General features: G+C 69.8%; 23 protein-coding genes. 16 read left to right on the forward strand and 7 right to left on the reverse strand.

Annotated elements, in window-relative coordinates; translation table 11 throughout:
* Positions 1–107: 107 nt before the first annotated feature.
* The 4 genes from BUE42_RS23625 to BUE42_RS23640 are packed head-to-tail and all read left to right on the forward strand — an operon-like array spanning position 108 to position 5,300.
* The gene (locus BUE42_RS23625) at positions 108–2,429 is read left to right on the forward strand and encodes an alkaline phosphatase family protein (protein WP_073467742.1); all 2,322 of its coding nucleotides are present in this window, start codon (positions 108–110) and stop codon (positions 2,427–2,429) included.
* Between the two features lie 50 nt (positions 2,430–2,479).
* Entirely contained in the window at positions 2,480–3,835 is a 1,356-nt protein-coding gene (locus tag BUE42_RS23630; RefSeq protein ID WP_073467782.1) for a cytochrome-c peroxidase, read from the forward strand.
* Positions 3,832–4,464, forward strand: coding sequence for a hypothetical protein (locus BUE42_RS23635; protein WP_073467743.1), 633 nt, complete (start codon positions 3,832–3,834; stop codon positions 4,462–4,464). Before BUE42_RS23630 ends, BUE42_RS23635 begins: the two co-directional genes overlap by 4 nt.
* Positions 4,461–5,300 (forward strand): 2OG-Fe(II) oxygenase, encoded by an 840-nt coding sequence (locus tag BUE42_RS23640; protein WP_073467744.1) that lies wholly within the window; start codon positions 4,461–4,463, stop codon positions 5,298–5,300. The genes BUE42_RS23635 and BUE42_RS23640 overlap by 4 nt, the downstream gene beginning before the upstream one ends.
* A gap of 28 nt (positions 5,301–5,328) precedes the next feature.
* Here the strand turns inward: BUE42_RS23640 and BUE42_RS23645 are convergent, their stop codons facing one another.
* Positions 5,329–5,856, reverse strand: coding sequence for a chorismate--pyruvate lyase family protein (locus tag BUE42_RS23645; RefSeq protein ID WP_143171711.1), 528 nt, complete (start codon positions 5,854–5,856; stop codon positions 5,329–5,331).
* Between the two features lie 26 nt (positions 5,857–5,882).
* Between BUE42_RS23645 and pabB the strand changes: the two genes are divergently transcribed.
* From pabB to BUE42_RS23660, 3 genes are all read left to right on the forward strand, one after another.
* Complete coding sequence (gene pabB, locus BUE42_RS23650; RefSeq protein WP_159445484.1) at positions 5,883–7,298, forward strand: aminodeoxychorismate synthase component I; 1,416 nt, start codon at positions 5,883–5,885, stop codon at positions 7,296–7,298.
* Positions 7,295–8,023 (forward strand): hypothetical protein, encoded by a 729-nt coding sequence (locus BUE42_RS23655; protein WP_073467746.1) that lies wholly within the window; start codon positions 7,295–7,297, stop codon positions 8,021–8,023. Before pabB ends, BUE42_RS23655 begins: the two co-directional genes overlap by 4 nt.
* A gap of 74 nt (positions 8,024–8,097) precedes the next feature.
* Positions 8,098–9,711 carry a thioredoxin family protein gene (locus BUE42_RS23660; RefSeq protein ID WP_083614475.1) on the forward strand — a complete coding sequence of 538 codons (1,614 nt, stop codon included), beginning with the start codon at positions 8,098–8,100 and terminating at the stop codon, positions 9,709–9,711.
* A 10-nt stretch (positions 9,712–9,721) separates the two neighbouring features.
* Here BUE42_RS23660 and BUE42_RS23665 read toward each other — a convergent pair whose 3' ends face one another.
* Both BUE42_RS23665 and gstA read right to left on the reverse strand, forming a co-directional pair.
* On the reverse strand, positions 9,722–10,096 hold the full coding sequence (locus tag BUE42_RS23665; protein ID WP_143171713.1) for a hypothetical protein: 375 nt from the start codon (positions 10,094–10,096) through the stop codon (positions 9,722–9,724).
* Positions 10,093–10,698 (reverse strand): glutathione transferase GstA, encoded by a 606-nt coding sequence (gene gstA, locus BUE42_RS23670; RefSeq protein ID WP_073467748.1) that lies wholly within the window; start codon positions 10,696–10,698, stop codon positions 10,093–10,095. The genes BUE42_RS23665 and gstA overlap by 4 nt, the downstream gene beginning before the upstream one ends.
* A gap of 129 nt (positions 10,699–10,827) precedes the next feature.
* On the opposite strand from gstA, the gene BUE42_RS23675 reads away from it, so the two are divergent.
* The 5 genes from BUE42_RS23675 to BUE42_RS23695 are packed head-to-tail and all read left to right on the forward strand — an operon-like array spanning position 10,828 to position 15,130.
* Positions 10,828–11,196: a glutaredoxin domain-containing protein gene (locus BUE42_RS23675; protein WP_073467749.1), complete on the forward strand. Its 369-nt coding sequence runs from the start codon at positions 10,828–10,830 to the stop codon at positions 11,194–11,196.
* Positions 11,193–12,665: an alpha/beta hydrolase gene (locus BUE42_RS23680; protein ID WP_073467750.1), complete on the forward strand. Its 1,473-nt coding sequence runs from the start codon at positions 11,193–11,195 to the stop codon at positions 12,663–12,665. Before BUE42_RS23675 ends, BUE42_RS23680 begins: the two co-directional genes overlap by 4 nt.
* Entirely contained in the window at positions 12,662–13,441 is a 780-nt protein-coding gene (locus tag BUE42_RS23685) for an ABC transporter ATP-binding protein (RefSeq protein ID WP_073467751.1), read from the forward strand. Before BUE42_RS23680 ends, BUE42_RS23685 begins: the two co-directional genes overlap by 4 nt.
* Positions 13,438–14,610 (forward strand): ABC transporter permease, encoded by a 1,173-nt coding sequence (locus BUE42_RS23690; protein WP_073467752.1) that lies wholly within the window; start codon positions 13,438–13,440, stop codon positions 14,608–14,610. The genes BUE42_RS23685 and BUE42_RS23690 overlap by 4 nt, the downstream gene beginning before the upstream one ends.
* 37 nt (positions 14,611–14,647) lie before the next feature.
* Positions 14,648–15,130: a GNAT family N-acetyltransferase gene (locus BUE42_RS23695; RefSeq protein WP_073467753.1), complete on the forward strand. Its 483-nt coding sequence runs from the start codon at positions 14,648–14,650 to the stop codon at positions 15,128–15,130.
* Positions 15,131–15,143: 13 nt separating this feature from the next.
* Here BUE42_RS23695 and BUE42_RS23700 read toward each other — a convergent pair whose 3' ends face one another.
* The gene (locus BUE42_RS23700) at positions 15,144–15,515 is read right to left on the reverse strand and encodes a hypothetical protein (RefSeq protein WP_047503652.1); all 372 of its coding nucleotides are present in this window, start codon (positions 15,513–15,515) and stop codon (positions 15,144–15,146) included.
* Between the two features lie 187 nt (positions 15,516–15,702).
* On the opposite strand from BUE42_RS23700, the gene BUE42_RS23705 reads away from it, so the two are divergent.
* Positions 15,703–16,398, forward strand: coding sequence for a helix-turn-helix transcriptional regulator (locus BUE42_RS23705; RefSeq protein ID WP_159445485.1), 696 nt, complete (start codon positions 15,703–15,705; stop codon positions 16,396–16,398).
* Positions 16,399–16,526: 128 nt separating this feature from the next.
* Positions 16,527–16,685: a hypothetical protein gene (locus BUE42_RS33170; protein ID WP_159445486.1), complete on the forward strand. Its 159-nt coding sequence runs from the start codon at positions 16,527–16,529 to the stop codon at positions 16,683–16,685.
* Between the two features lie 298 nt (positions 16,686–16,983).
* On the opposite strand, the gene BUE42_RS23710 is transcribed toward BUE42_RS33170, so the two are convergent.
* The 3 genes from BUE42_RS23710 to BUE42_RS23720 all read right to left on the reverse strand — a co-directional run bounded on the left by BUE42_RS23710 (position 16,984) and on the right by BUE42_RS23720 (position 20,509).
* Positions 16,984–19,011: a diguanylate cyclase domain-containing protein gene (locus tag BUE42_RS23710; protein WP_073467755.1), complete on the reverse strand. Its 2,028-nt coding sequence runs from the start codon at positions 19,009–19,011 to the stop codon at positions 16,984–16,986.
* Positions 19,012–19,169: 158 nt separating this feature from the next.
* On the reverse strand, positions 19,170–20,153 hold the full coding sequence (locus tag BUE42_RS23715) for a Bug family tripartite tricarboxylate transporter substrate binding protein (protein ID WP_073467756.1): 984 nt from the start codon (positions 20,151–20,153) through the stop codon (positions 19,170–19,172).
* A gap of 14 nt (positions 20,154–20,167) precedes the next feature.
* Complete coding sequence (locus BUE42_RS23720) at positions 20,168–20,509, reverse strand: YkgJ family cysteine cluster protein (RefSeq protein WP_083614477.1); 342 nt, start codon at positions 20,507–20,509, stop codon at positions 20,168–20,170.
* Positions 20,510–20,683: 174 nt separating this feature from the next.
* On the opposite strand from BUE42_RS23720, the gene mnmG reads away from it, so the two are divergent.
* Positions 20,684–22,666 carry a tRNA uridine-5-carboxymethylaminomethyl(34) synthesis enzyme MnmG gene (gene mnmG, locus BUE42_RS23725; RefSeq protein WP_073467757.1) on the forward strand — a complete coding sequence of 661 codons (1,983 nt, stop codon included), beginning with the start codon at positions 20,684–20,686 and terminating at the stop codon, positions 22,664–22,666.
* Positions 22,653–23,309, forward strand: a complete 657-nt coding sequence (gene rsmG, locus BUE42_RS23730; protein ID WP_073467758.1) for a 16S rRNA (guanine(527)-N(7))-methyltransferase RsmG — start codon at positions 22,653–22,655, stop codon at positions 23,307–23,309. Before mnmG ends, rsmG begins: the two co-directional genes overlap by 14 nt.

The raw sequence follows: 23,309 nt of genomic DNA on the forward strand, positions 1-23,309 counted from the left end.
TGCGGGTTGCCGCGTGCCGGCGTGGCGATGGAAGCGGTTCCTGACACCGATCCGTCATGTGCGCTGCCTAGAGTCCGCCGCGCTCACCCACCCTTCCGGACCCAGCCATGCGAAGCATCATCACCGCACCAGCTTTCTCGACGTCCCGCACCGCCTCCCTCACCCTGCTCGCCGCCGCCGTGCTCGCGGCCTGCGGCGGCAGCGACAGCTCGTCGCCCGCACCGGCACCTGCCCCCACCCCGACCGTCAGCGGCGTCGTCACCGCGACCCAGTTCGTCGCCGGCAGCGCGACCGACCCGACCGTCACCGCCTCGTACTACCAAGGCGCCAAGGTCTGCGTCGACGCCAATGCCAACGGCGTCTGCGACGCCGGCGAGAACCCGGCCGTCACCGACGCGCACGGCAAGTTCACGATCACGATGGCCACCAAGGCGGCACTGATCGCCGACATCGGCACCGACGCCACCAACACCGCCAGCGGCGCCAAGGTCGCGAGCCGCGACGTGCTGCGTGCCTCGCTCGACCAGGTCGTCGAGCAAGCCGGCGGCAGCATCGTGATCAGCCCGCTGTCGTCCGAAGTGCTGCGCACGATGGAAGCCAACGGCGGCACCTACGCCGCCGAGAAGCAGAACCTCGCCAGCCGCATCGGCGTCAGCGCCGCCAACCTGCTGGCCGACGTCAACGGCGTGGCCGGTGCCGAACAGGCCGCGATGCTGGCCGAAGCCAAGGTGCTGGACAACCGCTTCACTTTCGCGATCACCAAGCTCGACCGCGGCGACCTCTACCCCGACGCACTGGCCGTGCCGGGCGGCGACCCGCGCCTGAACGGTGCCGCCAACGTGACGCAGGCGACCGCCCCGGCCGGCGACGACACGCGCGCCAAGATCACGTTCGCGCAGGCCGAGCAGGCCGCGTTCAACCTCGAAGGCGTTCCGCGCTACGACAACGTGTTCGTCGTGATGCTCGAGAACAAGGCCACCTCGTCGATCGCCGGCTCGCCGTTCGCCCCGAAGATCAACGCGCTGCTGAAGGCCGGCAACCAGCTGACCTCGTACTACGCGACCGGCAACCCCAGCGAGCCGAACTACACCGCGCTCGGCGGCGCCGACGACTTCGGCATCACCGACGACAGCCAGTGGAACTGCGATGCCACCGGCGACAACGCCGTCAAGGACCTGCCGCTGCCGGACAAGACCCAGACCGGCCTGGCCAGCTCGCCGTTCGCCGCGACCTGCACGCAGGCCGTCGGCGTCAACCACAACATCACCGCGCCGAACCTGTTCAACGCGCTGAGCGCGGCCGGCCTGACCTGGCGCACCTACAACGAGTCGATCAACCCGGGCCAGGACTACCGCACCGACAGCGTGGCCGATGCCGCGGTGATCGCGGCCGACCACGTCTACGCGCCCGGCACGCTCGCCAACAACACCGCGCAGATCGGCACCACCGGCCTGGCGCTGCCGCTGCCGGCCGGCCTGTACAAGACCAAGCACCACCCGGGCATGGCCTACCAGAACGTGCGCAGCGCGGCCGAATGGAAGTACAGCAACCGCACGATGGGCGGCGGCCAGTGGGATGCGGTGATGAAGAACAGCACCGCCTACGGCGTGCCGGCGAACTACGACGTCGACCAGCTCGGCACCGACCTCGCGAGCGGCCACATCGGCACGCTGAACTTCCTGGTGCCCGACCAGTGCGACGACATGCATGGCATCACGGTCAAGGGCAGCGTGGCAGGCGGCGCCACCGGTGTCACCGCGAGCGACTGCAGCAGCGTGGCCAACAACGTGCCGAACGCCACCGGCGGCGCGATCATCGCGCGCGGCGACAACTACGTCGACGCGCTGGTCAAGCGCATCCAGGATTCGCCGATCTGGAAGAACCCGAACAAGCGGGTGGCCATCGTGCTGATGTTCGACGAAGGCAATGCGACCAGCGGCTTCAACTCCTGCTGCGGCTGGAGCGTGCCCAACGGCAGCGTCGCCAAGCCGCTGAAGCAGAACGCCGACGGCAGCTTCTCGCCAGATGCGTCGATCAACAACTACGCACGCGGCAACCACGGGCACGGCCAGAGCATCTTCGGCATCCTGAGCAACCAGGCTTCGGCACCGAAGGGCGTCAGCGACAACGACGCGTACAGCCACTTCTCGCTGGTGCGGACCTTCCAGGACATGTTCCAGCTGGCCGACCCGGCGGTCGATGCGACGTACATGAACCGCTCGAAGTACACCGAGCGCTTCATCGCGGCCAACATCCTGAACCTGCCGGAGTTCACCGGCAGCGCCGACACCCACTTCGACGCGGTGCGTCCGATCAACCACGCCTTCGTCGCACCGGCCGGCTACACGGCCAAGCAGTCGGCCGACGTGACGACCGCGGCGCAGATCGGGCCGGACGCCGTGCAGACCAACGTCTGGTCCCTGAAGTAAGCCGTACCGCCGCCGGCCGCGGGACACCCGTGGCCGGCGGCACCTTCATCATGCAAATCAAATCGTTCCACCGGGCCGCGGCGTTGATCGCGGCCTTCGCGCTGGCGGCCTGCGGAGACGGCGCGCCGAGTGCTGCGCCCGCCGTTGCCGCCGCCTCGGCCGCGAGCACCACAGGATCGTCCAGCACGCTCAGCCTCGCCGCCCAGGTCGGCGAGAAGATGTTCGTCGACGCCCGCCTGTCCGGTTCCGGCCAGCTCGCCTGTGCCAGCTGCCACGACCCGAAGAACGCCCACGCGCCGGCCAACGACCTGGCGGTGCAGCCCGGCGGCGCCGACCTGAAGGCCGCCGGCACGCGCGCCGTGCCCTCGCTGCGCTACAAGGACGTGACGCCGCCCTACGCCGACCTGCTCGACAACCCCGACGGCATCAGCGTGCCCGGCCCGGGTGGCGGCTTCGCGTGGGACGGCCGCGCAGCGACCCTCGCCGAGCAGGCCCGCATCCCGCTGCTGGCCGCCAACGAGATGGCCAATGCCGATGTCGCCGCGGTGGTCGCCGAGCTCAAAGCCGGCGCCTACGCGGAGCTGTTCCGCCAGGCCTTCGGTGCCGACGTGTTCGCCGACACCGACACCGCGTTCGCGAAGGCCGGCCTCGCGCTGCAGGCCTACCAGCTCGAAGACCGCAGCTTCCACCCGTACTCCAGCAAGTACGACCTGTACGCCGGCAACAAGATCGGCGGCACGCTGACGCCTGCCGAGGTGCGCGGCTTCAAGGTGTTCGCCGACCCGCAGGTGGGCAACTGCGCCTCGTGCCACTACCAGGGCGCGGGCCTGAACGGCAGCTCGGCGTTGTTCACCGACTTCTCGTACGAGGCGATCGGCGTGCCGCGCAACCCGGCCATCCCGGCCAATGCCGACCCGGCCTACGTCGACACCGGCCTGTGCGGCCCGCTGCGCAGCGACCACCCGCCCGCCGCCGGCAACACCTTCTGCGGCATGGTGAAGGCCCCGACGCTGCGCAACGTGGCCACGCGCAAGAGCTTCTTCCACAACGGCGTAATGCATTCGCTGGAGCAGGTGATCCGCTTCTACAACACGCGCGACACGCTGCCGGAGATCTGGTACCCCACCGTCGGCGGCAAGCCGAAGGCCACGCCGGATGCCGGCTTCCCGAGCTACGGCCTCGTGAAGACGCAGTACGTCGGCGGCAAGGTGAAGAAGTACGACGACCTGCCGCCGCAGTTCGTCGCCAACATCGACACGCAGATGCCGCTGGACGGCCGCAAGGCCCACAGCGCACCGCCGATGAGCGAGCAGAACATGGCCGACCTGGTCTGCTTCCTGAACACGCTGACCGACGGCTACCAGCCGCCCGCATCGGCCCCTTCCACCAGTCCCTGCACGCAATGAACTCGCTGTCTTTGAACCCCCTGTCCTTCCGGCTGCTCGCGCTGATGGGCGCCGTGCTCGCCATCGCCGGCTGCCACCCGGCGCCCGACCAGGCCACCTTCACCGCGGCGATGAACAACTACCTCGCGAAGCGCGGCGACCTGTGCCTGGGCAAGTCCGCCTGGCCGATCGACGTGACCCAGCACGAGATCGACGTCGGCGGCCGCAATGCGCGGCAGATGCCGGTGCTGGAACGGCTCGGGCTGGCCAGCTCCAGCGTCGCCGACGTGGTGGTCGACGACGAAGGCACGAAGCACGCGATGAAGGTGCGCCGCTTCGACCTCACCGACGCCGGCAAGCGCTACCTGGTGCAGCGCGATGCGAAGACGCGCGACTTCTGCGCGGCGCACCTGTCGCTCGACCGCGTCGTCGGCTGGAAGCTCGACCGGGGCGAGCGCGGCCCGGACACGCATGCGCGCGTGACCTACACCTACCAGGTCGAGGCGGCGCCGTGGACGCGCGACGGCGAGATCCAGAAGGTGTTCCCGGTCGTCGCCGGCGTGGTGCGCGGGGCCGGCACGGCGCAGCTCGAAGAGAACTTCGTGCGCACCGAGCAGGGCTGGGTCGCGGTGGACCTGCTGGGCACATGACGGCCCAGCTGCGCTTTGCGCCGGCGCTCGGCGAGTGGGTCGCGCAGCACCTGGCGCAGGGGCAGCCGCCGGCCGCGCTGGTCGACGCGATGCGCGAGCGGCAGGTGGCCCCGGCGGCGGCGCAGGCCATCGTCGGCGCCTTCGTGCGGGCGCGCGAGCGCGGCCTGCCCTTGCCGGTCGACACGGTCGCGCTCGGTACGCGCCTGGCCGAGGGGCCGGTGGTCGAGACGAACGACCGCCGCATCCGCGTCGCGATGCGCGCCGACGCGCCGGTGCTCGCGGTGCTGCAGGACGTGCTGGACGCCACCGAATGCGACGAGCTGATCGCGCTGGCCCGCCCGCGGCTCACGCCGTCGACGCTGGTCGACCCGATGACGGGCCGCGACGTGGCGAGCGGCCTGCGCGGCAGCCTGGGCATGTTCTTCCGGCCGGCCGAGACGCCGCTGATCGCGCGGCTGGACCGGCGGCTGGCCGAGCTGATGGGGCTGCCGGTGTCGCACGGCGAAGGCCTGCAGTTGCTGCACTACCCGGCGGGAGCCGGCAGTGCGCCGCACTTCGATTTCCTGCAGCCGTCGAACGAGGCCAACCGCGCGTCGATCGCGCGCAGCGGCCAGCGCATCAGCACGCTGGTGTGTTACCTGAACGAGGTGGCGGCCGGCGGCGAGACCGACTTTCCGCAGCGCGGCTGGCAGGTCACGCCGCAGCGCGGGCAGGCGGTGTACTTCGAGTACGACGGGCTCGACGAGCGCTCGCTGCACGCGAGCCGCCCGGTGCTGGCCGGCGAGAAGTGGGTCGCGACGAAGTGGATGCGCGAGCGGCCGTTCGTCAGCCTCTGAGACAGTCAGCCTCTGAGCGGGTCAGCGGTCAGCCGAGGACCGGCTCGGCCTGCGGCACCAGCCCGCCGCGGAACACCTCGAAGATCAGCATCAGCGGCCCCTCCGGCGTGACGATGCGGTAGGCCCGGCTGGCCCGCGCATCCGGCAGGCCGACCACCTTCCACAGCCCGGCCTCGAGCGCCGGTTCGCTCTCGATCGGCTGGCGCTGCACGAACAGGCGGGCCAGCAGGTGGCCGATCGGCGCGGCGCCTTCGTCGAGGCCGCGCAGGAACCAGTCCGGCACCGCGTCGAGGCGGGTGTACGACAGGTTGTCCATCAACACCTGGCCGCCGGCCACCAGGCTCGTCACCCGCTCCAGCCACGACGTGCCGCCGAGCTGCTCGGCCACGGTGCGCGGCACATCGGTCGTGCGGTGCTGGTGGTGCAGCATCACCTGCACCGGCAGGCCGCACATCGCCGAGCAGGTGCGCGTGGTAGAGCCGTCCTGCGCGAGCAGCAGGCGACGCAGCGCTTCGTGCCGTGCCGCCCCGGAGAAAAGTTGCCGCTCTACACTCATGCGCCCTGTGTCCTGTGCGTGACTGCGTGGCCGATTCGAAGTCGACGATCCTACCCCTGACGCTCTCCGGCCGGCCACAAGACCTGTGCGCCCGCCTGCTTTCTGCCGGCCCGGCCGCGCTGCTGGAGAGCAGCAAGCCGATGCGCGGCCTGTCCGGCTGGTCCTACCTGGCCGGGCCGCCGGCTGCCGTGCTCGAGACCGATGCCCACGCCACCACGTTGCGCGACGCGCACGGCCACCTGCTCGACCACTGGAGCGACCCGTTCGACGCGCTGCGCGACGTGCTGGCCCGCACCGTGCTGCCGGCCGGCGACGCACGGCCCGCCGGCCTTGACTTCGCCGGTGGGTGGCTGGGCTGGCTCGGCTACGACCTCGCACGCCACGTCGAGCGGCTGCCGGTGCGGGCCGCGATCGACCCCGAGCTGCCGATGCTGCGATTGCTGTTGTGTGACCAGGTGCTGGCCCACGAGCACGCGACACAGCGCTGGTACGCCTGCCGCAGCCATTGGCCCGACCTGATCGCCGACCCACGCGACGACGCCTGGCAGGCCCTGCTCGCCACCGCGGCAGGCCCGGCCCCGCGCGCGACGCAGTTCCGCGCCGGCGAGATGCGCTCGCGCACCCCGCCCGCGCGCTACCTGCAGCAGGCGCGCGAGGTGCTCGGGCTGATCGCGCAGGGCGACATCTTCCAGGCCAACCTGTCGCACCGCCTCGAGGGCGACTTCGAAGGCGACCCGTTCGCGCTGTACCGCACGCTCACCACGCTGAACCCGGCGCCGTTCGCCGCCTACCTGCCGCTGCCGCGCGGCGCGATCGCGAGCGTGTCGCCGGAGCGCTTCCTGCGGCTGGACGGCCGCGACGTCAGCGCGCGGCCGATCAAGGGCACGCGCAGCCGCGGCGCCGATGCGCAGGCCGACGCGCAGCAGCGCGCGGCGCTGGCCGCGAGCGTGAAGGACCGGGCCGAGAACCTGATGATCGTCGACCTGATGCGCAACGACCTGGGCCGCGTCGCGCAGGTCGGCAGCGTGCGGGTGGACGGCCTGTTCGAGATCGAGGCGCACCCGAGCGTGTTCCAGATGGTGTCGACGGTGCGGGCGCGGCTGCGCGACGGCACCGGCATCGCCGAGCTGCTTCGCGCCTGCTGGCCGCCGGGCTCGATGACCGGTGCGCCCAAGGTGCGCGCGATGGAGATCATCGAGGCACTGGAGCCGGTGCGCCGCGGGCCGTACGCCGGCACCATCGGCTACTTCGACGCGGCCGGCGGCATGGACCTGTCGGTGGTGATCCGCACCGCGGTCGTGCACGACCAGCGGGTGATGGTGCAGGTCGGCGGCGCGATCGTCGCCGATTCCGACCCGCGCGAGGAGCTCGACGAGACGCTGGCCAAGGGCCGGCTGCTGTTGCATGCCTTGCGCGAGGGGTCGACACTGCCGATTCAATGAACGCCACCGTGAGCCCAGCCAACCACCTGCTGACCGCCGTGCACCGCCGCCGCCTGCGCGAGGTGTGGCGCTCGGCCGGCTGGCCGTGCCAGGACCTGGTCGAGGTCGAGTTGCTGTTCCTCGGCCTGCTCGAACGGGTGCTCCAGGCCTCGGGCCACGAGACGCTGCGCGTCACCGAGGCCGGCATCGCGGTGCTGGCCGAGACGCTGCAGCGCAACCGCGCGCGCCGCGATGCGCACGAGCAGCTGGTGGAGCGCGTCGCGCGCGAGATGACGCGCGCCGGCCGCCTCGCGTGGCGCGGGCTGTCGGTGCGCGCGAAGGTCGACGAGGGCTGGGTGATGGCGATGCCCGACGTGTTCTCGATCCGCCACACCACCGTCGAGGCCTACCTCGAACCGATCGTCCATGAGATCAAGGTGCAGCGCAGCGACCTGCTGTCCGACCTGCGCCGCGCCGCCAAGCGCGCGGCCTACCTGCAGCTGAGCAGCGAGTGCTGGTACGTGCTGGCCGAAGGCATCGCGCGCGCCGACGAGATCCCGCCCGAATGCGGCGTGCTGGTGGCGCGCGGCGATGGGCTCGAGGTCGAACGCGCCGCGCCGCGGCGGCCGATGCGCATGCCCTTCCACCTGTGGATGGCGCTCGCGCGCGCGACGCCGCTCGAAGGCTGGCGCGACGAGGACGCGCAGGCGCACCTGGGGGCGCAGCCTTCGTTGCCAGGCGAATAAGGTCTGTCGGATTTCGAGGATCGATCCATCGCGGATGCGCCACACTGGACGTCTTGCGCCCGGGAGACATGCCCATGAGAACCTACCCGCCCTTCGCGATCCTGAGCTTGCTGGCCGTGCTGGCCGCCTGCTCCCGGCAGGAAGCCCCGCCTCTGGCCGCTGCCACCGCCGTCCCCATCGTCGGCGCCGCCAGCGCGCCGCACGACGCGCCCGGGATTGCGTGGCGCCAGGCCGCAAGCGACGCCGATGTCGATGCCGCCTTCGCCGACGCGAAATCCGCGAACAAGCCGGTCTTCGTCTACTGGGGCGCCAAGTGGTGCCCGCCGTGCAACCAGGTCAAGGCCACGCTCTTCAACCGGCAGGATTTCATCGAGCGCTCGCGCGCCTTCGTGCCGGTCTACATCGACGGCGACAGCCCGGGTGCACAGAAACTCGGCAGCCGGTTCGCGGTGCGCGGCTACCCGACGATGGTGCTGTTCAACCCGGCGGGCGCCGAGGTGACGCGCCTGCCCGGCGAGGTCGACGCCGCGCAGTACACGCAGGTGCTGACGCTCGGCATCAGCGCGCAGCGGCCGGTGAAGGCGGTGCTCGCCGATGCGCGCACCGGCAGCGCGGGCCTGTCGGCCAACGACTGGAAGCTGCTCGCGTTCTACTCGTGGGAGACCGACGAGCAGCAGGTGCTGCCGAAGGCGCAGTCGGTCGCCGTGCTGCGCCAGCTCGCGCAGGGCTGCCCGGCCGACCAGCCGGAGACCTCGCAGCGGCTGCTGCTGAAGGCGCTGACCGCCGGCGACGCGGCGCAGGTGAAGGCGACGCCGGCCGACCGCGAGCGTGTGCTCGCGCTGCTGGCAGATCCGGCCGCCGCCCGCGCGCAGATGGACGTGCTGACCGTCAGCGCCGCCGACCTGGTGCGGGTGCTGTCGGCCCCGAAGACGCCGGCGCGCCCGCAGCTGCTGGCCGCCTTCGACGGCGCGCTGAAGGGCTTGCAGGCCGATGCGACGCTGTCGCGCGCCGACCGGCTGACCGCTCTGATCGCACGCGTCGACCTGGCCCGCATCGATCTTGCGAAGGACGCCCCGCCGGCGCTGCCAGAGGCGCTGCTGGCCGAGGTGCGCGAGCAGTCGGCGCGCGCCGACCGCGAGATCACCGACGGCTACGAGCGCCAGGCGGTGATCACCAGCGCAGCCGACATGCTGGAGATGGCCGGCCTGCTGGACGAGTCGGACGCGCTGCTGAAAGCCAACCTCGCGAAGAGCCATTCGCCGTACTACCTGATGCTCGGGCTGGCTTCCAACGCGAAGAAGCGGGGCGACAAGGCCGGCGCGCTGCACTGGTACGAAGAATCGTTCGAGAAGAGCGAAGGCCCGGCAACCCGGCTGCAATGGGGCGCGCGCTACCTGGCGGCGCTGGTCGACCTGTCGCCGCAGGACGATGCGCGCATCGAGCGCGCCGCGCAGCAGCTCTTCACCGAAGCCGCCGGACAGCCGGGTGCCTTCTACGAGCGCAGCGGCCGCTCGCTGCAGCGCGCCAGCGACAAGCTGCTGGCCTGGCAGCGCACGCCCGGCCAGCGCGCGGCGGTCAAGCGGCTGCAGGCGCAACTCGACGCCGCGTGCCGGCAGCTGCCCGACGGCGACAGCCAGCGCGCCACCTGCGACGCGCTGCTGAAGACACCGGCCCGCAAGACGACCTGAGGCCCGGTCGCTATTTGTTGGCGGCCGCCTTCTTGCGGGCGCCCAGCTGCAACTCGTAGCGGGCGCCCTTGTCGCGGTCGGCGAACTGCAGCGTGTCGCCTTGCCAGGCGTAGTCGGCGCTGAACTCGTCGAGCTGCATGCTGCCCTGCGTCAGCACCACGTCGAGCTGGCTGCTGTGCAGCTTCAGCCGGTAGACGATGTCGCTGAGCTGCACGCGCACCTGCTGGCGGCTGCGCCAGTCGACCTGCGCCGGGCCGCAGGTGGGCGCGGCGTCCGACAGCGCGACGCACAGCTGCCCGTCGTATCGGCCGGGTGCGGGGGCGGCATGGGCCGCCACCGCCACCACGGCGCACCAGCACGCGAAAACGCTTCGGAGATGAATCACGTCAAGCCTTCCGCCTTCAGCGCGTCTTGCACGGCAGGGCGCGCGCCGACTCGCTCCACATACGCCGACACGTTCGCCAGCCCACCGAGCTCGACACCCACGCGCGGTGCCCAGCGGCTCACGGTGAAGAGGTAGGCGTCGGCGATGCTGAAGTGCTCGCCCATCAGGTAGGCCTTGCCGCTCAGCTGGCCGTCGAGCCAGGCGAAGCGGCCCTGCAGCTTGGTGCGCATCACCGCCTTCGCCTCTTCCGGCATCGCCGGATTGAACAGCACGCCGAAGCCCTTGTGCAACTCGCTGGTGATGAAGTTCAGCCACTCCTGCACCCGGTAGCGCAGCATCGTGCCGTTGGCCGGCACCAGGTTCTTCGTCGGCACCTGGTCGGCGATGAACTGCAGGATCACCGGGCCCTCGGTCAGCCGCTCGCCGGTGTCGAGTTCCAGCAGCGGCACATAGCCCTTCGGGCTGATCGTGTAGTAATCGGTGCCGTCGGCGAGCTGGTGCGTCTTGGTGCTGGCCAGCACCGGTTCGAAGGCGAGGCCGGCCTCGCGCAGCACGATGTGGGGCGACAGCGAGCAGGCGCCGGGGCTGTAGTAGAGCTTCATGATGAAACCTTCGTCGGGGTGGCGGACCCCGGTATTACACAGCGTGCGTGCGGCCGGCGCCATCGGGGCCGAGGAGGTGCCCGTGTCGGCTAATCTCCCGCCTTTGCACCGAAGTGCACTGGAGCCCGCATGCCGCGCCAAGTCCTTGAAGAATCCCGATTGCACCCGGCGATCCGCGAGAAGGTCGCGACGCTGAACGCGGACATCGTCCACAACGTGCAGGCCGCCGCCGCGTCGAACCCGGTGCTGGTGGTCGGCATGGCGCAGAACCCGCACTGCCGCGGCGTGCGCCGGGCGCTCGAAGCCGTCGGCATCGCGCACCACTACCTGGAGTACGGCAGCTATTTCAGCCTGTGGCGGCGCCGCGCGGCGCTGAAGATGTGGACCGGCTGGCCGACCTTCCCGATGGTGTTCGTCAAGGGCACGCTGGTCGGCGGGCAGACCGACGTGCAGCGGCTGATCGACAGCGGCGAGCTGAAGCGGCTGCTGGGCGAATGACCCGCACGCTGCTTGCCGCGGCGCTGGCTGCCCTGCTCGCCGTTGCGGCCGTGCCGGCCCGCGCCGCCGACGAGGCGACGACGCCCTGCCGCGTGGCCGGCCTGCGCAACGAGGTGCGCTGCGGCCAGGTGCGGCGCCCGCTCGATCCGGCCCGGCCGGCGGGTCCGCAGATCGACGTGCACTACGTTGTCGTGCCGGCGATGGCCCGGCGCAAGCTGCCCGACCCGGTGTTCCTGCTGGCGGGCGGGCCGGGCCAGAGCGCGATCACGCTGGCCGGCAGCGTGATGCCGCTGTTCCAGCGCCTGAACAACCGGCGCGACATCGTGTTCGTCGACCAGCGCGGCACCGGCCGCTCGGCGCCGCTCGCCTGCGACGACGGGCCCGAACCGGGACTGGCCGGCGAGGCCGACCCGGCCCGGCAGTTCGCCCGCATGGCCGCCTGCCGCGACCGCCTCGCGGCGCGCGCCCCGCTCGCCGCGCCAGCCGACCTCGGCTTCTTCACGACCACGCTCGCGATGCAGGACCTCGATGCCGTGCGGGCACAACTGGGCGCACCGCGCATCGACCTGGTCGGCGCGTCGTACGGCACGCGGGCCGCGCTGGAGTACCAGCGCCAGTTCCCGGACCGCCTGCGGCGCAGCGTGCTCGACGGCGTCGCGCCACCCGACATGGTGCTGCCGGTCAGCTTCTCGACCGATGGCCAGCAGGCCTTCGATTCGCTGCTCGCCGCCTGCGAGGCCGAGGCCGCCTGCACGCGCGCGCATCCAGCGCTGCGTGCCGACTGGAAGGCGCTGCTCGCCGGACTGCCGCGCGAGGTCGGCGTTCCGCATCCGCTGAGCGGGCGCATCGAACGCTTCATGCTGACGCGCGAGATGGTGCTGGGGGCGGTGCGCGGCACGCTGTATGCACCGTGGATCGCCGCCGCGTTGCCGAGCGCGCTGCACGACGCAGCGCAGGGCCGCTTCGAAGGCCTGGTCGGGCTGGGTGGCTTGCTGAGTGCGCGCAAGGGTATGGGCCTCGCGATGGGCATGCATTTCAGCGTCGTCTGCGCGGAAGACGCGCCGCGCATGGCCCAGGCCAGCGACCCGCCCGGCGCCGACTTCGGCCGCACGCTCGGCGCTCTGTACGCACGCGTCTGCGCCGACTGGCCGCGCGGCGCGGTGCCCGACTCCTTCTACCGCTTGTCGGTCAGCGCGACGCCGGTGCTGCTGCTGAGCGGCGGGCTGGACCCGATCACGCCGCCACGCCATGCCGACCGCGTCGCCCGCGCGCTCGGGGCGCAGGCGCGCTCGGTGGTGGTGCCGAACGCCGGCCACGGCGTGATGGGCGTCGGCTGCGCGCGCGACCTGATCCAGCGCTTCATCGACGCGGCCGACGACGCCGCGGCACTCGCGCTCGACACCACCTGCCTGGTCGCGGTGCCACGTCCGCCGGCCTTCGTGCCGCTGCAACCCGGAGCGCCGACATGATCCGCATCGACCACGTGGCCAAGCGCTTCACCGCCGCGCGCGGGCGCAGCGTGCAGGCCGTCGCCGACGTGTATCTGAATGCCCCCGACGGCTGCATCACCGGCCTGCTCGGGCCGAACGGCGCCGGCAAGACGACGACGCTGCGCATGCTGGCCGGGCTGATCACGCCGGATGCCGGCCGGCTCGAGGTCGATGGGCTCGACGTCGCGACGCAGCCGCGGGCCGCGCTCGCGCGCATGGGCGTGCTGGCCGACGCGCGCGGGCTGTCGCCGCGGCTCAGCGCGCGCGAGAACATCGTCTACTACGGCCGGCTGCAGGGGCTCACGCGCGACGCCGCCCATGCGCGCGCCGAGGCGCTGGCCGAGTCGCTCGACCTGAAGCCGCTGCTCGAACGCCGCACCGACGGCTTCAGCCAGGGCGAGCGCATGAAGACCGCGCTGGCCCGCGCGCTGGTGCACGACCCGGCGAACATCGTGCTGGACGAGCCGACCAACGGGCTGGACGTGCTCGCCACGCGCGCGCTGCGCGAGGTGCTGCGCCATCTGCGCAGCCCGGCCGGCGGCGGCAAGTGCATCGTGTTCTCGACGCACATCATGCAAGAGGTGGAGCGGCTGTGCGACAGCGTCTCGGTCGTCGCGCACGGCCGCACCGTCGCCAGCGGCACGGTCGCCGAGCTGCTCGCGCAGACCGGCGAGCAGGATTTCGAGGAGGCCTTCGTGAAACTCGCCTTTGCCGAGGAGCTCGCGCACCCGGTGCATCTGGAGGCTTCGGCATGAGCGGCCTGTCGTTGCTGGCCATCGTGCTGCGCAAGGAGCTGGCCGATGCGCTGCGCGACCGCCGCACGCTGATCGTCGTGCTCATCTCCAGCGTGCTGCTCGGACCGCTGGTGCTGGTCGCGCTGTCGGGCCTGATCGCGACGCTGGAGGCGCAGGCCGAGAAGCGCGAGGTCGTCGTCGCCGGCATCGAGCATGCGCCGGCGCTGCGCAACTTCATCGAACGGCAGAGCTACGTCGTGACGCCTGCCCCGGCCGACTACGAGGCGAAGCTGCGGGCGCAGAAGCTCGGCGACCCGGTGCTGGTGATCCCGCCCGGCTTCGAGGCCGCGCTGGTGCGCGGCGAGCAGCCGGTGCTGCAGATCGTCTCCGACACCGGCAACAAGGCGGCCGAAGCCGGTGCCGGCCGCGTGCAGAGGCTGCTGGCGGCGTACGCCCGCGAGCGCGGCACGCTGAGCCTCGCGCTGCGCGGCGTGTCGCCACAGCTGCTGGAGCCGATGCAGGTCGAGGAGCACGACCTCGCCAGCGCGCAGGGCCGCGCCGCGCAGCTCACCGGCATGCTGCCGTTCTTCGTGATCATGGCGGTGGTCTACGGCGCGCTGAATTCCGCGCTCGACACGACTGCCGGCGAGCGCGAGCGCGGGTCGCTGGAGCCGCTGCTGGCCAACCCGGCGCCGCGCTGGGCGCTGGTCGGCGGCAAATGGGGCGCGGTGTTCGCGCTCGCGATGCTGATCGCGGTGCTGTGCTGCCTGAGCTTCCTGCCGGCGCAGTGGCTGCTGCGCAGCGACACGCTGCAGGCGATGTTCCAGTTCGGCTGGGTCGAGGCGCTGCTGTTCATCGCGTTGCTGCTGCCGCTGGCGGCGGCGCTGTCGGCCTTGCTGATGGCGGTGGCGATCCGCTGCAAGACCTTCAAGGAAGCGCAGGCGAACAGCACGGTGGTGGTGCTGGCGGCCTCGCTGCTGCCGCTGATGACCCTCTTCAACCAGGGCGGCGAGGCCTGGTGGCACGCGTGGGTGCCGGGCCTCGCGCAGTTCACGCTGATGACGCGCGTGCTGAAGGGCGAGGTGCTGGCGATGCAGCCGATCGCGATCTCGCTGGCCGTGTGCACCGTGCTGACGGTGGTGAGCGTCGTCTTCGTCGCGCGGCACCTGCGCGCCGCGGCCGTCCGCTAGAGATGACGACGCCCCGGACGGCGGGCATCATGTCGGGATGAGCACTGCACCCCTTTCCCTCGACGCGCTGCAATGGCGCTTCTGCCGCTTCGACGAACTCTCGCTGCGCGAGCTGCACGACATCTACATGACGCGCCAGCAGGTCTTCTCGGTCGAACAGAACTGCGCGTACCTCGATGTCGACGGCCATGACGAAGCGGCATGGCACCTGGCCGCGTGGTTGCCTTCGCAGCGCCAGCCGCTGGCATACGCGCGGCTGCTGCCGCCTGGCGCGAAGTATGTGGAGCCGTCGATCGGACGGGTGATCACCGGCGAGGCCGCGCGCGGGCTGGGCCTGGGCCGCGAGCTGGTGCGGCGCGCGATCGCGCATGCGCGCGAGGTGCTGCCCGGACACGGGATCCGCATCTCGGCGCAGTCGCGCCTGGAGGCGTTCTACGCGAGCTTCGGGTTCGAGGTGGTTGGCGAGCGCTACATGGAAGACGGGATCCCGCACACCGAGATGGTGCTGGCAGCGGGCTGACGCGGCGCGACCCTCACGCCGCGCGGTCCAGTGCCCGCTGCACCTCGTTCTGCCACGGCAGCGTGTGCACGATCTCGTTGAGCCGCATCGCCACTTCCATGCCGCTGAGCTTCTCGCCGCCGGCGCCCAGCAGCTGCAGGTTGGTGATCAGGCCGAGCGGGTCGGCCATCGCGACGATGCCTTGCTCGAGCTGGACCCAGTCCCAGGCCACGCCGGCCGCGCCTTCGGAGAGTGGCCCGCCCCACAGCGTCTGGCCGGTGCTCGGGCCGTCGTCATCACCGGGATTCAGCACGCGGGTGCCCAGGTGAACGAAGTGAAGATCGGGGGTGCTGTCCGCTTGCCACTTGACGGGTGGCCAGGCGTAGATGGTCCATGCAGGCGTCATAGCGGTTGATCGTGTTGATCCCTGAGTTTTGTGATTGGCCAATAATGTGGTCAAGTCCAGGGCACGCCAAGCTGTAAACCTTGCCAGCTGTAATTTCTGTCAGCTGTAAGACCTGTCAGGTCGCTTGAGGTAGTGAGGACGAAGCAAACGGTTGCGAGGTGAGAGGACCATGCTGCAAGGTGGGTACATGTCAGTGCTGCAGGCGGGAAGCCGCGACGAGTTCCTCGGGGAAATCGTTCGCTTCACGCAGCAGCTCGGCTTCGAGAAGGTCAGCGCGACAACGGTCATCGACCACTTCCTGGGCGAGCCGGAGTTCATCGCGGTCGACAACGCGCCTGCGGCATATCGCGAGACCTATGAGGCCGTGAGCAACGGCAGCAAGGACCCGGTGATGCAGCACTGCAAGCGGCAGAGCGTGCCGATCATCTGGGACCAAGATACCTACACCTCGCGTGGGCTCGGCGAGAAATGGGAACAGCAGGCGCGATTCGGCTACAGCTGTGGCATCGGCTTGGCGCTTCATCTGCCGGACGGAAAGCACTTCGTGTTGGGGGTTGAGCGAGACAAGGCGTTGCCTTCCGACCGCCAGGAACTGACGCGTATCGTGGCCGACCTGCAACTGTTCGCAGTGCATGCCTACGAGGGCGCTTCTCGCATCCTCATCCCGGCGGCACAGGAGCCGGGGGCTTCGCCACTCACACCTCGCGAGGTTGAGACTCTTCGATGGACGATGGATGGCAAGACCGCGTGGGAAGTCGGCAACATCCTCGGTATCAGCGAGCGAACTGCTGTACTGCATGTGAACAATGCGATGCACAAACTAGGATGCGTCAACAAGCATCAGGCCGTTCTGAAGGCCTTGCGCATGGGGCTGATTCGTTGAGTTTTGCACTGCCCGAACTTGGCGTGCAGCGATACCTGTAAGAGCTGACAGTTACCGCAAACGAGGGGGGCTGCTGCAATAGAGCCAGTGCACGAGTTGGCGTGCACGCAGCAAGCCAGGAGCTCCTCATGCAACAAGCAATCACACTGATCCCTTCGACGCAATCGAACGACAAGGTTCGCTTCGAGAGCGAGTCGAAGATCGTTCGCAATGAGCCCGTCGTTCTCGACAGCAAGTTGCTGCGTCTGATCAGCGGCGGCACCGACCTGCCGAACAAGACTTGGTGAGATGTTCTGACTGCTGCGTCAACAGCAGTGCTTGCAAGGCAAGGTTAGGCAAGAAGTTGATCGAGCAGTGATCGGGCGCTCCAAATTCCCGGGATCACTGCAACGAACTCAGCGGAGGAAGTAGTAAATCGAAGAGGAACCCGTGAGCGGCTGTCACCGCAGCGAGGTTCCCTCGAAGAGACGGGGGTGTCCCTGATCTCGTCAATGTCAGTGTGCCAAGCCAGGTCTGTTGCGCTTTGAATTGTCGAAGTGACAACAGGCTTGGCCCGGCCGCCTCAGCTCCCGCGAGGCCGGCCCTTCAAACCCCCACCAGATTCTGAGCCGCGGCCATCGCAGTGGTATAGACCACCACCTGGTTGCGTCCATCGCGCTTGGCGGCATAGCAGGCCATGTCGGCGGCCTTCAGCACGTCGACCGCGCTCACGAAGCCGGCGTCGACGTGCACGAGGCCGATGCTCGCCCCCACGCTGAGGCTGCGGCCCTCCCAGGCCAGGCGATAGCCGTTGATCGCCGCCCTCAGGCCGTCTGCCAGTTCCACCGCGCGCTTGACCGGACAGTGCGGCAGCAGCACGGCGAACTCGTCGCCCCCCAGGCGTGCCACCGTGTCCGATGGCCGCACCCGGTCCTGCAGTTGCGTGGCGATGTCGCGCAGCAGCGCGTCGCCGGCCGCATGCCCCGCGCTGTCGTTGACGGCCTTGAAGCGGTCGAGGTCAATGAACAACGCGCAGAACGGCTGCTCGCCCGCTCTCAGCGTGGCCTCCTCGAGGACCTTCTCGAACTGCATCCTGTTGGCCAGGCGCGTCATCGCATCATGCGTTGCCGACCACGACAGCCGCGCATGGCGTTCATGCGCCTCGGTCACGTCCTCGACGATCCAGATGATGCCGGCACGCCGGTCGCTGTCGGGCAACAGGCTGCCGCGGATGTGGCCCCAGAACGTGCTGCCGTCGCGCCGCACGAGTTGGCTCTCGGCCTCGAACACGCCGGTCTCGCCCAAGGCGTCGCGCGACTGCTGGCTCAGTTGCTGGTGCTGCAATTCGCTCGCGAAGACCTGCCGCGTGTCGTGCCCCAGCAGCTCGGCCTTGTCGCGTCCGAACAGCTCGCAGAAATGCCGGCTCACCAGCTCGAACCGTCCTTCGCGCGTGAGCGCGATGCCGGCATGCGCCGCATCCAGGACGGCCTGCAGCTGCATCAGCAGACGATGGGTCTCGCGGCCCCGCAGCGCCCGCTGTTCGACGACATGCTGGAAGGCGCGCGACAGCGCACCGATCTCGCCACCACCGCGCGGCCAGTCGCCGCGCAGGGGTGCCTCGTCGTCGAGCAGGCTCATCGCCCGCGCATGCAGGCGCGAGATGGGCCGCGTGATGAACCAGGCCAGCAAGCCCGCGAGCAAGGCCGCCGCCAGGCCCACCAGCGCGCCGACGCGCCAGGCCGTGTCGCGCGCGGCGGCCAGCGATTGCATCGCATCGGTTTCGGGGGTGACGTGGACGAGCATCCATTCCGCGGCCGGCACGCCGGCCAGCGCCACCAGGTAACCGTGGGTCACCGTGGCCGTGCCCTCCACGTGGATCGTGCTGCCATCCAGGACCCAGCGCTGGAACTCGGCGCTCAGGCCGATCTCCTCGCGCGCATGGCCCAGGATGCGCTGCGGATCGGCATGCGCCAGGATCTGCCCGCTCTTGTCGATCACGAGATCGCGCGAGTTGTCGCGGCCGGACGAATCCCGCAGGAACGACAGCAGCCCGGTCTTGTCCAGGCGCAACGCGCCACCGACGACCGCCGTGACCTCTCCATCGACCTGCCGCACCGGCACCGCGAAGATCAGGACGGCCGCATGGCTGATCGCGCTGACCAGCGGTCGCGACACCACCGGCAGCTTTTCGCGCATCGCGCGCTGGAAGTACTCGCGGTCGGCCAGGTTCGGAAGCTTGGTGCCCGGCACGCCCTTCTCGAGGCGCACCAGCAGATCCCCGTTCGGGGCCAGGATGAAGACGGAATCGAACAGCAGGCCGGCGGATGGCTTGTCGATCAGGAACTGCGTCAGCGCGGGTCGGTCGCGCAGCAGTTCGGGCCGCACCTGGCTCGCGACACCTTGCAGCGCCGTCTGCAGCAGCTCGAGCTTGCTGGACAGCAGGCTGGCCGTGCGCTCCACGTCGTTCGCGCTCTGCAGCAGCAGTTGCTGCCGCGAGCGGCTCTGCGTGGTCGACAGCACGAAGTGCGTCGTCACCGCCGTCGCGGCAACTGCCGTGACCACGCCGGCCGCAACGATCTTGAACTTGACCGAAGAGGCAATCCGACGCAGCAGTTGACGAAACTTCAACACCATGGACGACGATCCAGCCACGGTGTCGGCGGCAACCCAGCGCCGCCGTCAGACCGTGTCCGCGGATGCTCCCACGGGCCCGCCGCCGGCAAAACGCCGGGAAGCGCGTCGATCGTGGTTCAGTTCCACCGTTGCCAGATGAGCGGCGGACGATCGGAAGCTCAGTCCGGCTTGATGCGCGCCCGCGTGATCACCGGCTTCCAGCGTGCCTGTTCCTGCGCGATGAACTGCGCGAACTGCGCCGGCGTGTTGCCGATCGCCTCGGCCGCATCGCCTTCCAGCCGCTCTTTCGCGGCCTGGGAGCGGATGGCCTTCGCGGCCTCCACCGCGAGGCGGTCCGCATACGTTTGCGCGAGGCTGGACGGGGCCAGCAACCCGTACCACTGCGTCATCTCGAAGTTCGGGAAGCCCTGCTCGGCCACGGTCGGCACGTCGGGCAGTTGCGCCAGGCGTTGCTTCGACCCGGTGGCCAGGCAACGCAGCTTGCCGGCCTTGATGAACTGCAGGATCGCCGGCGCACCGACCGAGGCGGCATCGAGGCGCCCCGCCAGCAGGTCCGTCAGCTGCGGACCGGTGCCGCGGTACGGCACATGCACGATGAACAGGTTGGCGACGGCCTTCAGGTACTCCATCGCCAGGTGCCCCGCGCTGCCGTTGCCGGCGGAGCCGAAGTTCAACTGCCCCGGCTTGCTGCGCACCAGCGCGATGAACTCCTTCAGGTTCTTGGCCGGCACGTCCGGGTGGACGACGTAGAGGCTGGGCACCTTGGCCAGCAAGGTGATGGGGCGGAAATCCTTGATCGGGTCGTACGGCAGCTTGTCGTACATGAACGGGTTCACGGCCAGCGTGCCGATGTGGCCCAGGATCAGCGTGTGCTGATCTTCGGCGTGGGCCACGTCGGCCATCGCGATGTTGCCGCTGCCGCCGGGCTTGTTCTCGACATAGACCGTCTGGCCCAGGCCCTTGCCCAACTCGACGGCGGTCGAGCGGGCCACGATCTCCGAGCTGCCGCCCGGCGCGAATGGCACGACGAAGCGGATCGGCTTGGTCGGCCAGGCGGCACCCTGCCCCCAGCCGATCGACGGAAGGCTGCCGGCCGCCGCGGCCGCGAGCCAGGTGCGGCGGGTGATGGATTCGAATGGCATGTGGAGGTCTCCGCTCAGTCAGGATGGACCAGTCTAGAGAGCGGCCCCGCGTTCGGCATTGGGGGTAGCCGCAGCGGGTGTTCGCCGAGCTGCGGCGAGGTCTCGCGCTCGAGCCGGGTCAACCAGCGGATCGCATGATCGGCGTCGACGCCGCACATCTCGGCGCTGGGTTGCAGCGATCCACAGACTGCTGGCCGATCCGGGCGCCCGAAGATCTTGCAGCGCCGTTGCGCGTCGAGTTGAACGCACGGCACCCCCGCCGGCTTGCCCTCGGGCATGCCGGGAATCGGTGTGCTGATCGACGGCGCGGTGCAGCAGGCGCCACAACCGGATCGGCAAGCCAAACTCGCATTCATCAGTTGTTCCACGTGAAACCAAGGTGTCGATGAAACCACGCCGCACGCACGGCAGGCTGCGACAACGGATGACGGGAAGCCGGCCCCCGCCTAAAATTCAGCCCTCGCCGGCGCCCCTCGCGCCCTGCGCCTGCAGCGCGGACGACCGCCGCTGCAACCCCAACCGGAGCCCCCATGTTGTTCCCCCATGATTTCGACGTGATTGTCGTCGGCGGCGGCCATGCCGGCACCGAGGCCGCGCTCGCCGCGGCCCGCATGGGCTGCAACACCTTGCTGCTGACACACAACATCGAGACGCTGGGCCAGATGAGCTGCAACCCGTCGATCGGCGGCATCGGCAAGGGGCACCTGGTCAAGGAGGTCGATGCGCTCGGCGGCGCGATGGCGAGCGCCACCGATGAAGCCGGCATCCAGTTCCGCATCCTCAACGGCTCGAAGGGCCCGGCCGTCCGCGCCACCCGCGCGCAGGCGGACCGCATTCTCTACAAGGCGGCCATCCGCCAGCGGCTGGAGAACCAGCCGAACCTGACGCTGTTTCAGCAGGCGGTCGACGATCTGATCGTTGAAGGCGATCGGGTGGTTGGCGCCGTCACGCAGGTCGGCATCCGCTTTCGCGCCCGGACCGTCGTGCTGACGGCCGGCACCTTCCTCGACGGCCGCATCCACGTCGGGCTGCAGAACCATGCCGGCGGCCGCGCCGGCGATCCTCCTGCGGTGTCGCTGTCCGCCCGCCTGAAGGAACTGAAGCTGCCGCAAGGTCGGTTGAAGACCGGCACGCCGCCACGCCTGGACGGTCGCACGATCGACTTCTCGAAGCTCACCGAACAGCCGGGCGACCTGGACCCGATGCCGGTGTTCAGCTTCATGGGCCATGCGTCGCAGCACCCGCGCCAGCTGCCTTGCTGGATCACGCACACCAACGAGCGCACGCACGAGATCATCCGCAGCGGCTTCGACCGCAGCCCGATGTTCACCGGCGTGATCGAGGGTGTCGGGCCGCGCTACTGCCCGAGCATCGAAGACAAGATCAACCGCTTTGCCGACAAGGACTCGCACCAGATCTTCCTCGAGCCGGAAGGGCTGACGACGCACGAGTTCTACCCGAACGGCATCAGCACCAGCCTGCCCTTCGACATCCAGCTGGCGGCGGTGCGCTCTATGCAGGGCTTGGAGAATGCGCACATTCTTCGGCCCGGTTATGCGATCGAGTACGACTACTTCGATCCGCGCGGCCTCAAGGCCAGCTTCGAGACCAAGTCGATCGACGGGTTGTTCTTCGCCGGCCAGATCAACGGAACGACCGGCTACGAAGAGGCAGCAGCCCAAGGCCTGTTCGCCGGCATCAACGCCGCCCGCCAGGTACAAGGCCGCGACGCCTGGACGCCCCGCCGCGACCAGGCCTACCTGGGCGTGCTCGTCGACGACCTGATCACCAAGGGCGTGACCGAGCCCTACCGCATGTTCACCAGCCGCGCCGAATTCCGGCTGCAGCTGCGCGAGGACAACGCCGACCTCCGGCTCACCGAGGTCGGCCGTGAGATGGGCTTGGTGGACGACGAGCGCTGGGTTGCCTTCAACCGCAAGCGCGATGCTGTTTCACGTGAAACCGAACGGCTGCGTTCAACCTGGGTGCACCCCAACCTGCTGCCGGCGGCCGATGCCGAGCGCTTGCTGGGCAAGGCCATCGAGCATGAATACAGCCTGGCCGACCTGCTCCGGCGCCCGGGCGTCGGCTTCGACGCCATCGCCGAGGTCGCCGCCATCGCGAAGCCGGACTCGGCCGTCTCGCGTGCGGCACTCCACGCCGAGCTGGGTCAGACACTCGCCGACACGGTGATCGAGCAGGCCGAGATCAGCATCAAGTACGCCGGCTACATCACCAAGCAAAACGACGAGGTCGAGCGCGCCACCCATTTCGAGAACCTGCGCCTGCCGGCCGAACTCGACTACACCCAGGTGACCGCCCTCAGTTTCGAGGCCCGGCAGAAGCTGACGAAGCACCGGCCCGAGACACTGGGGCAGGCCTCGCGCATCTCCGGCATCACCCCGGCCGCCATTTCGCTGCTGCTGATTCACCTGAAGAAGGGCCGCTTCAAGGAATTCATGGCGACCGACCGCGCGGGCAACGACACGACGCCAACCGATGCAGCCGCCTGAGGCCCTCACCCTCGCCAGCGGTTTGGAACGGCTAGGGCTCGCGCTCGATGCCGACCAGCAGGCCCGCCTCCTCGCCTACCAGGACCTGATCGCGAAGTGGAACCGCGTCTACAACCTGACGGCGGTGCGCGACCCGGCCGAGATGTTGACCCACCACCTGCTCGACAGCCTGTCTGTCGTGCTGCCGCTGCGCCGACATGCCGCCGGACGACCGCTGCGCCTGCTCGATGTCGGCAGCGGGGCCGGCCTGCCCGGCGTCGTGCTCGCCATTGCCGAACCGCAGTGGCACATCTCCTGCGTCGACACCGTCGGCAAGAAGGCCAGCTTCATTCAGCAAGCCGCGGCCGAGCTGGGCTTGCGCCAGCTTCGCTCCGAGCATGCGCGCGTGGAGGAGATGCCACCGGCCCAGGCTGACGTGGTCACGTCCCGTGCGTTCGCCTCGCTGAGCGATTTCACCCGGCTGACCGCCAAGCACCTCGCACCGGCCGGCGGCACCTGGATGGCGATGAAGGGCAAACCGCCCACCGCCGAGATCGCGGAGCTGCCGGCGATCCTCGATGTGTTTCACGTGGAACCGTTGCAAGTGCCCGACCTCGACGCCGAGCGCTGCCTGATCTGGATCCGCCCGCGGGCCGCCGAATGA

This window comes from Rhizobacter sp. OV335 (assembly GCF_900142965.1).
GTDB lineage: Bacteria > Pseudomonadota > Gammaproteobacteria > Burkholderiales > Burkholderiaceae_C > Rhizobacter.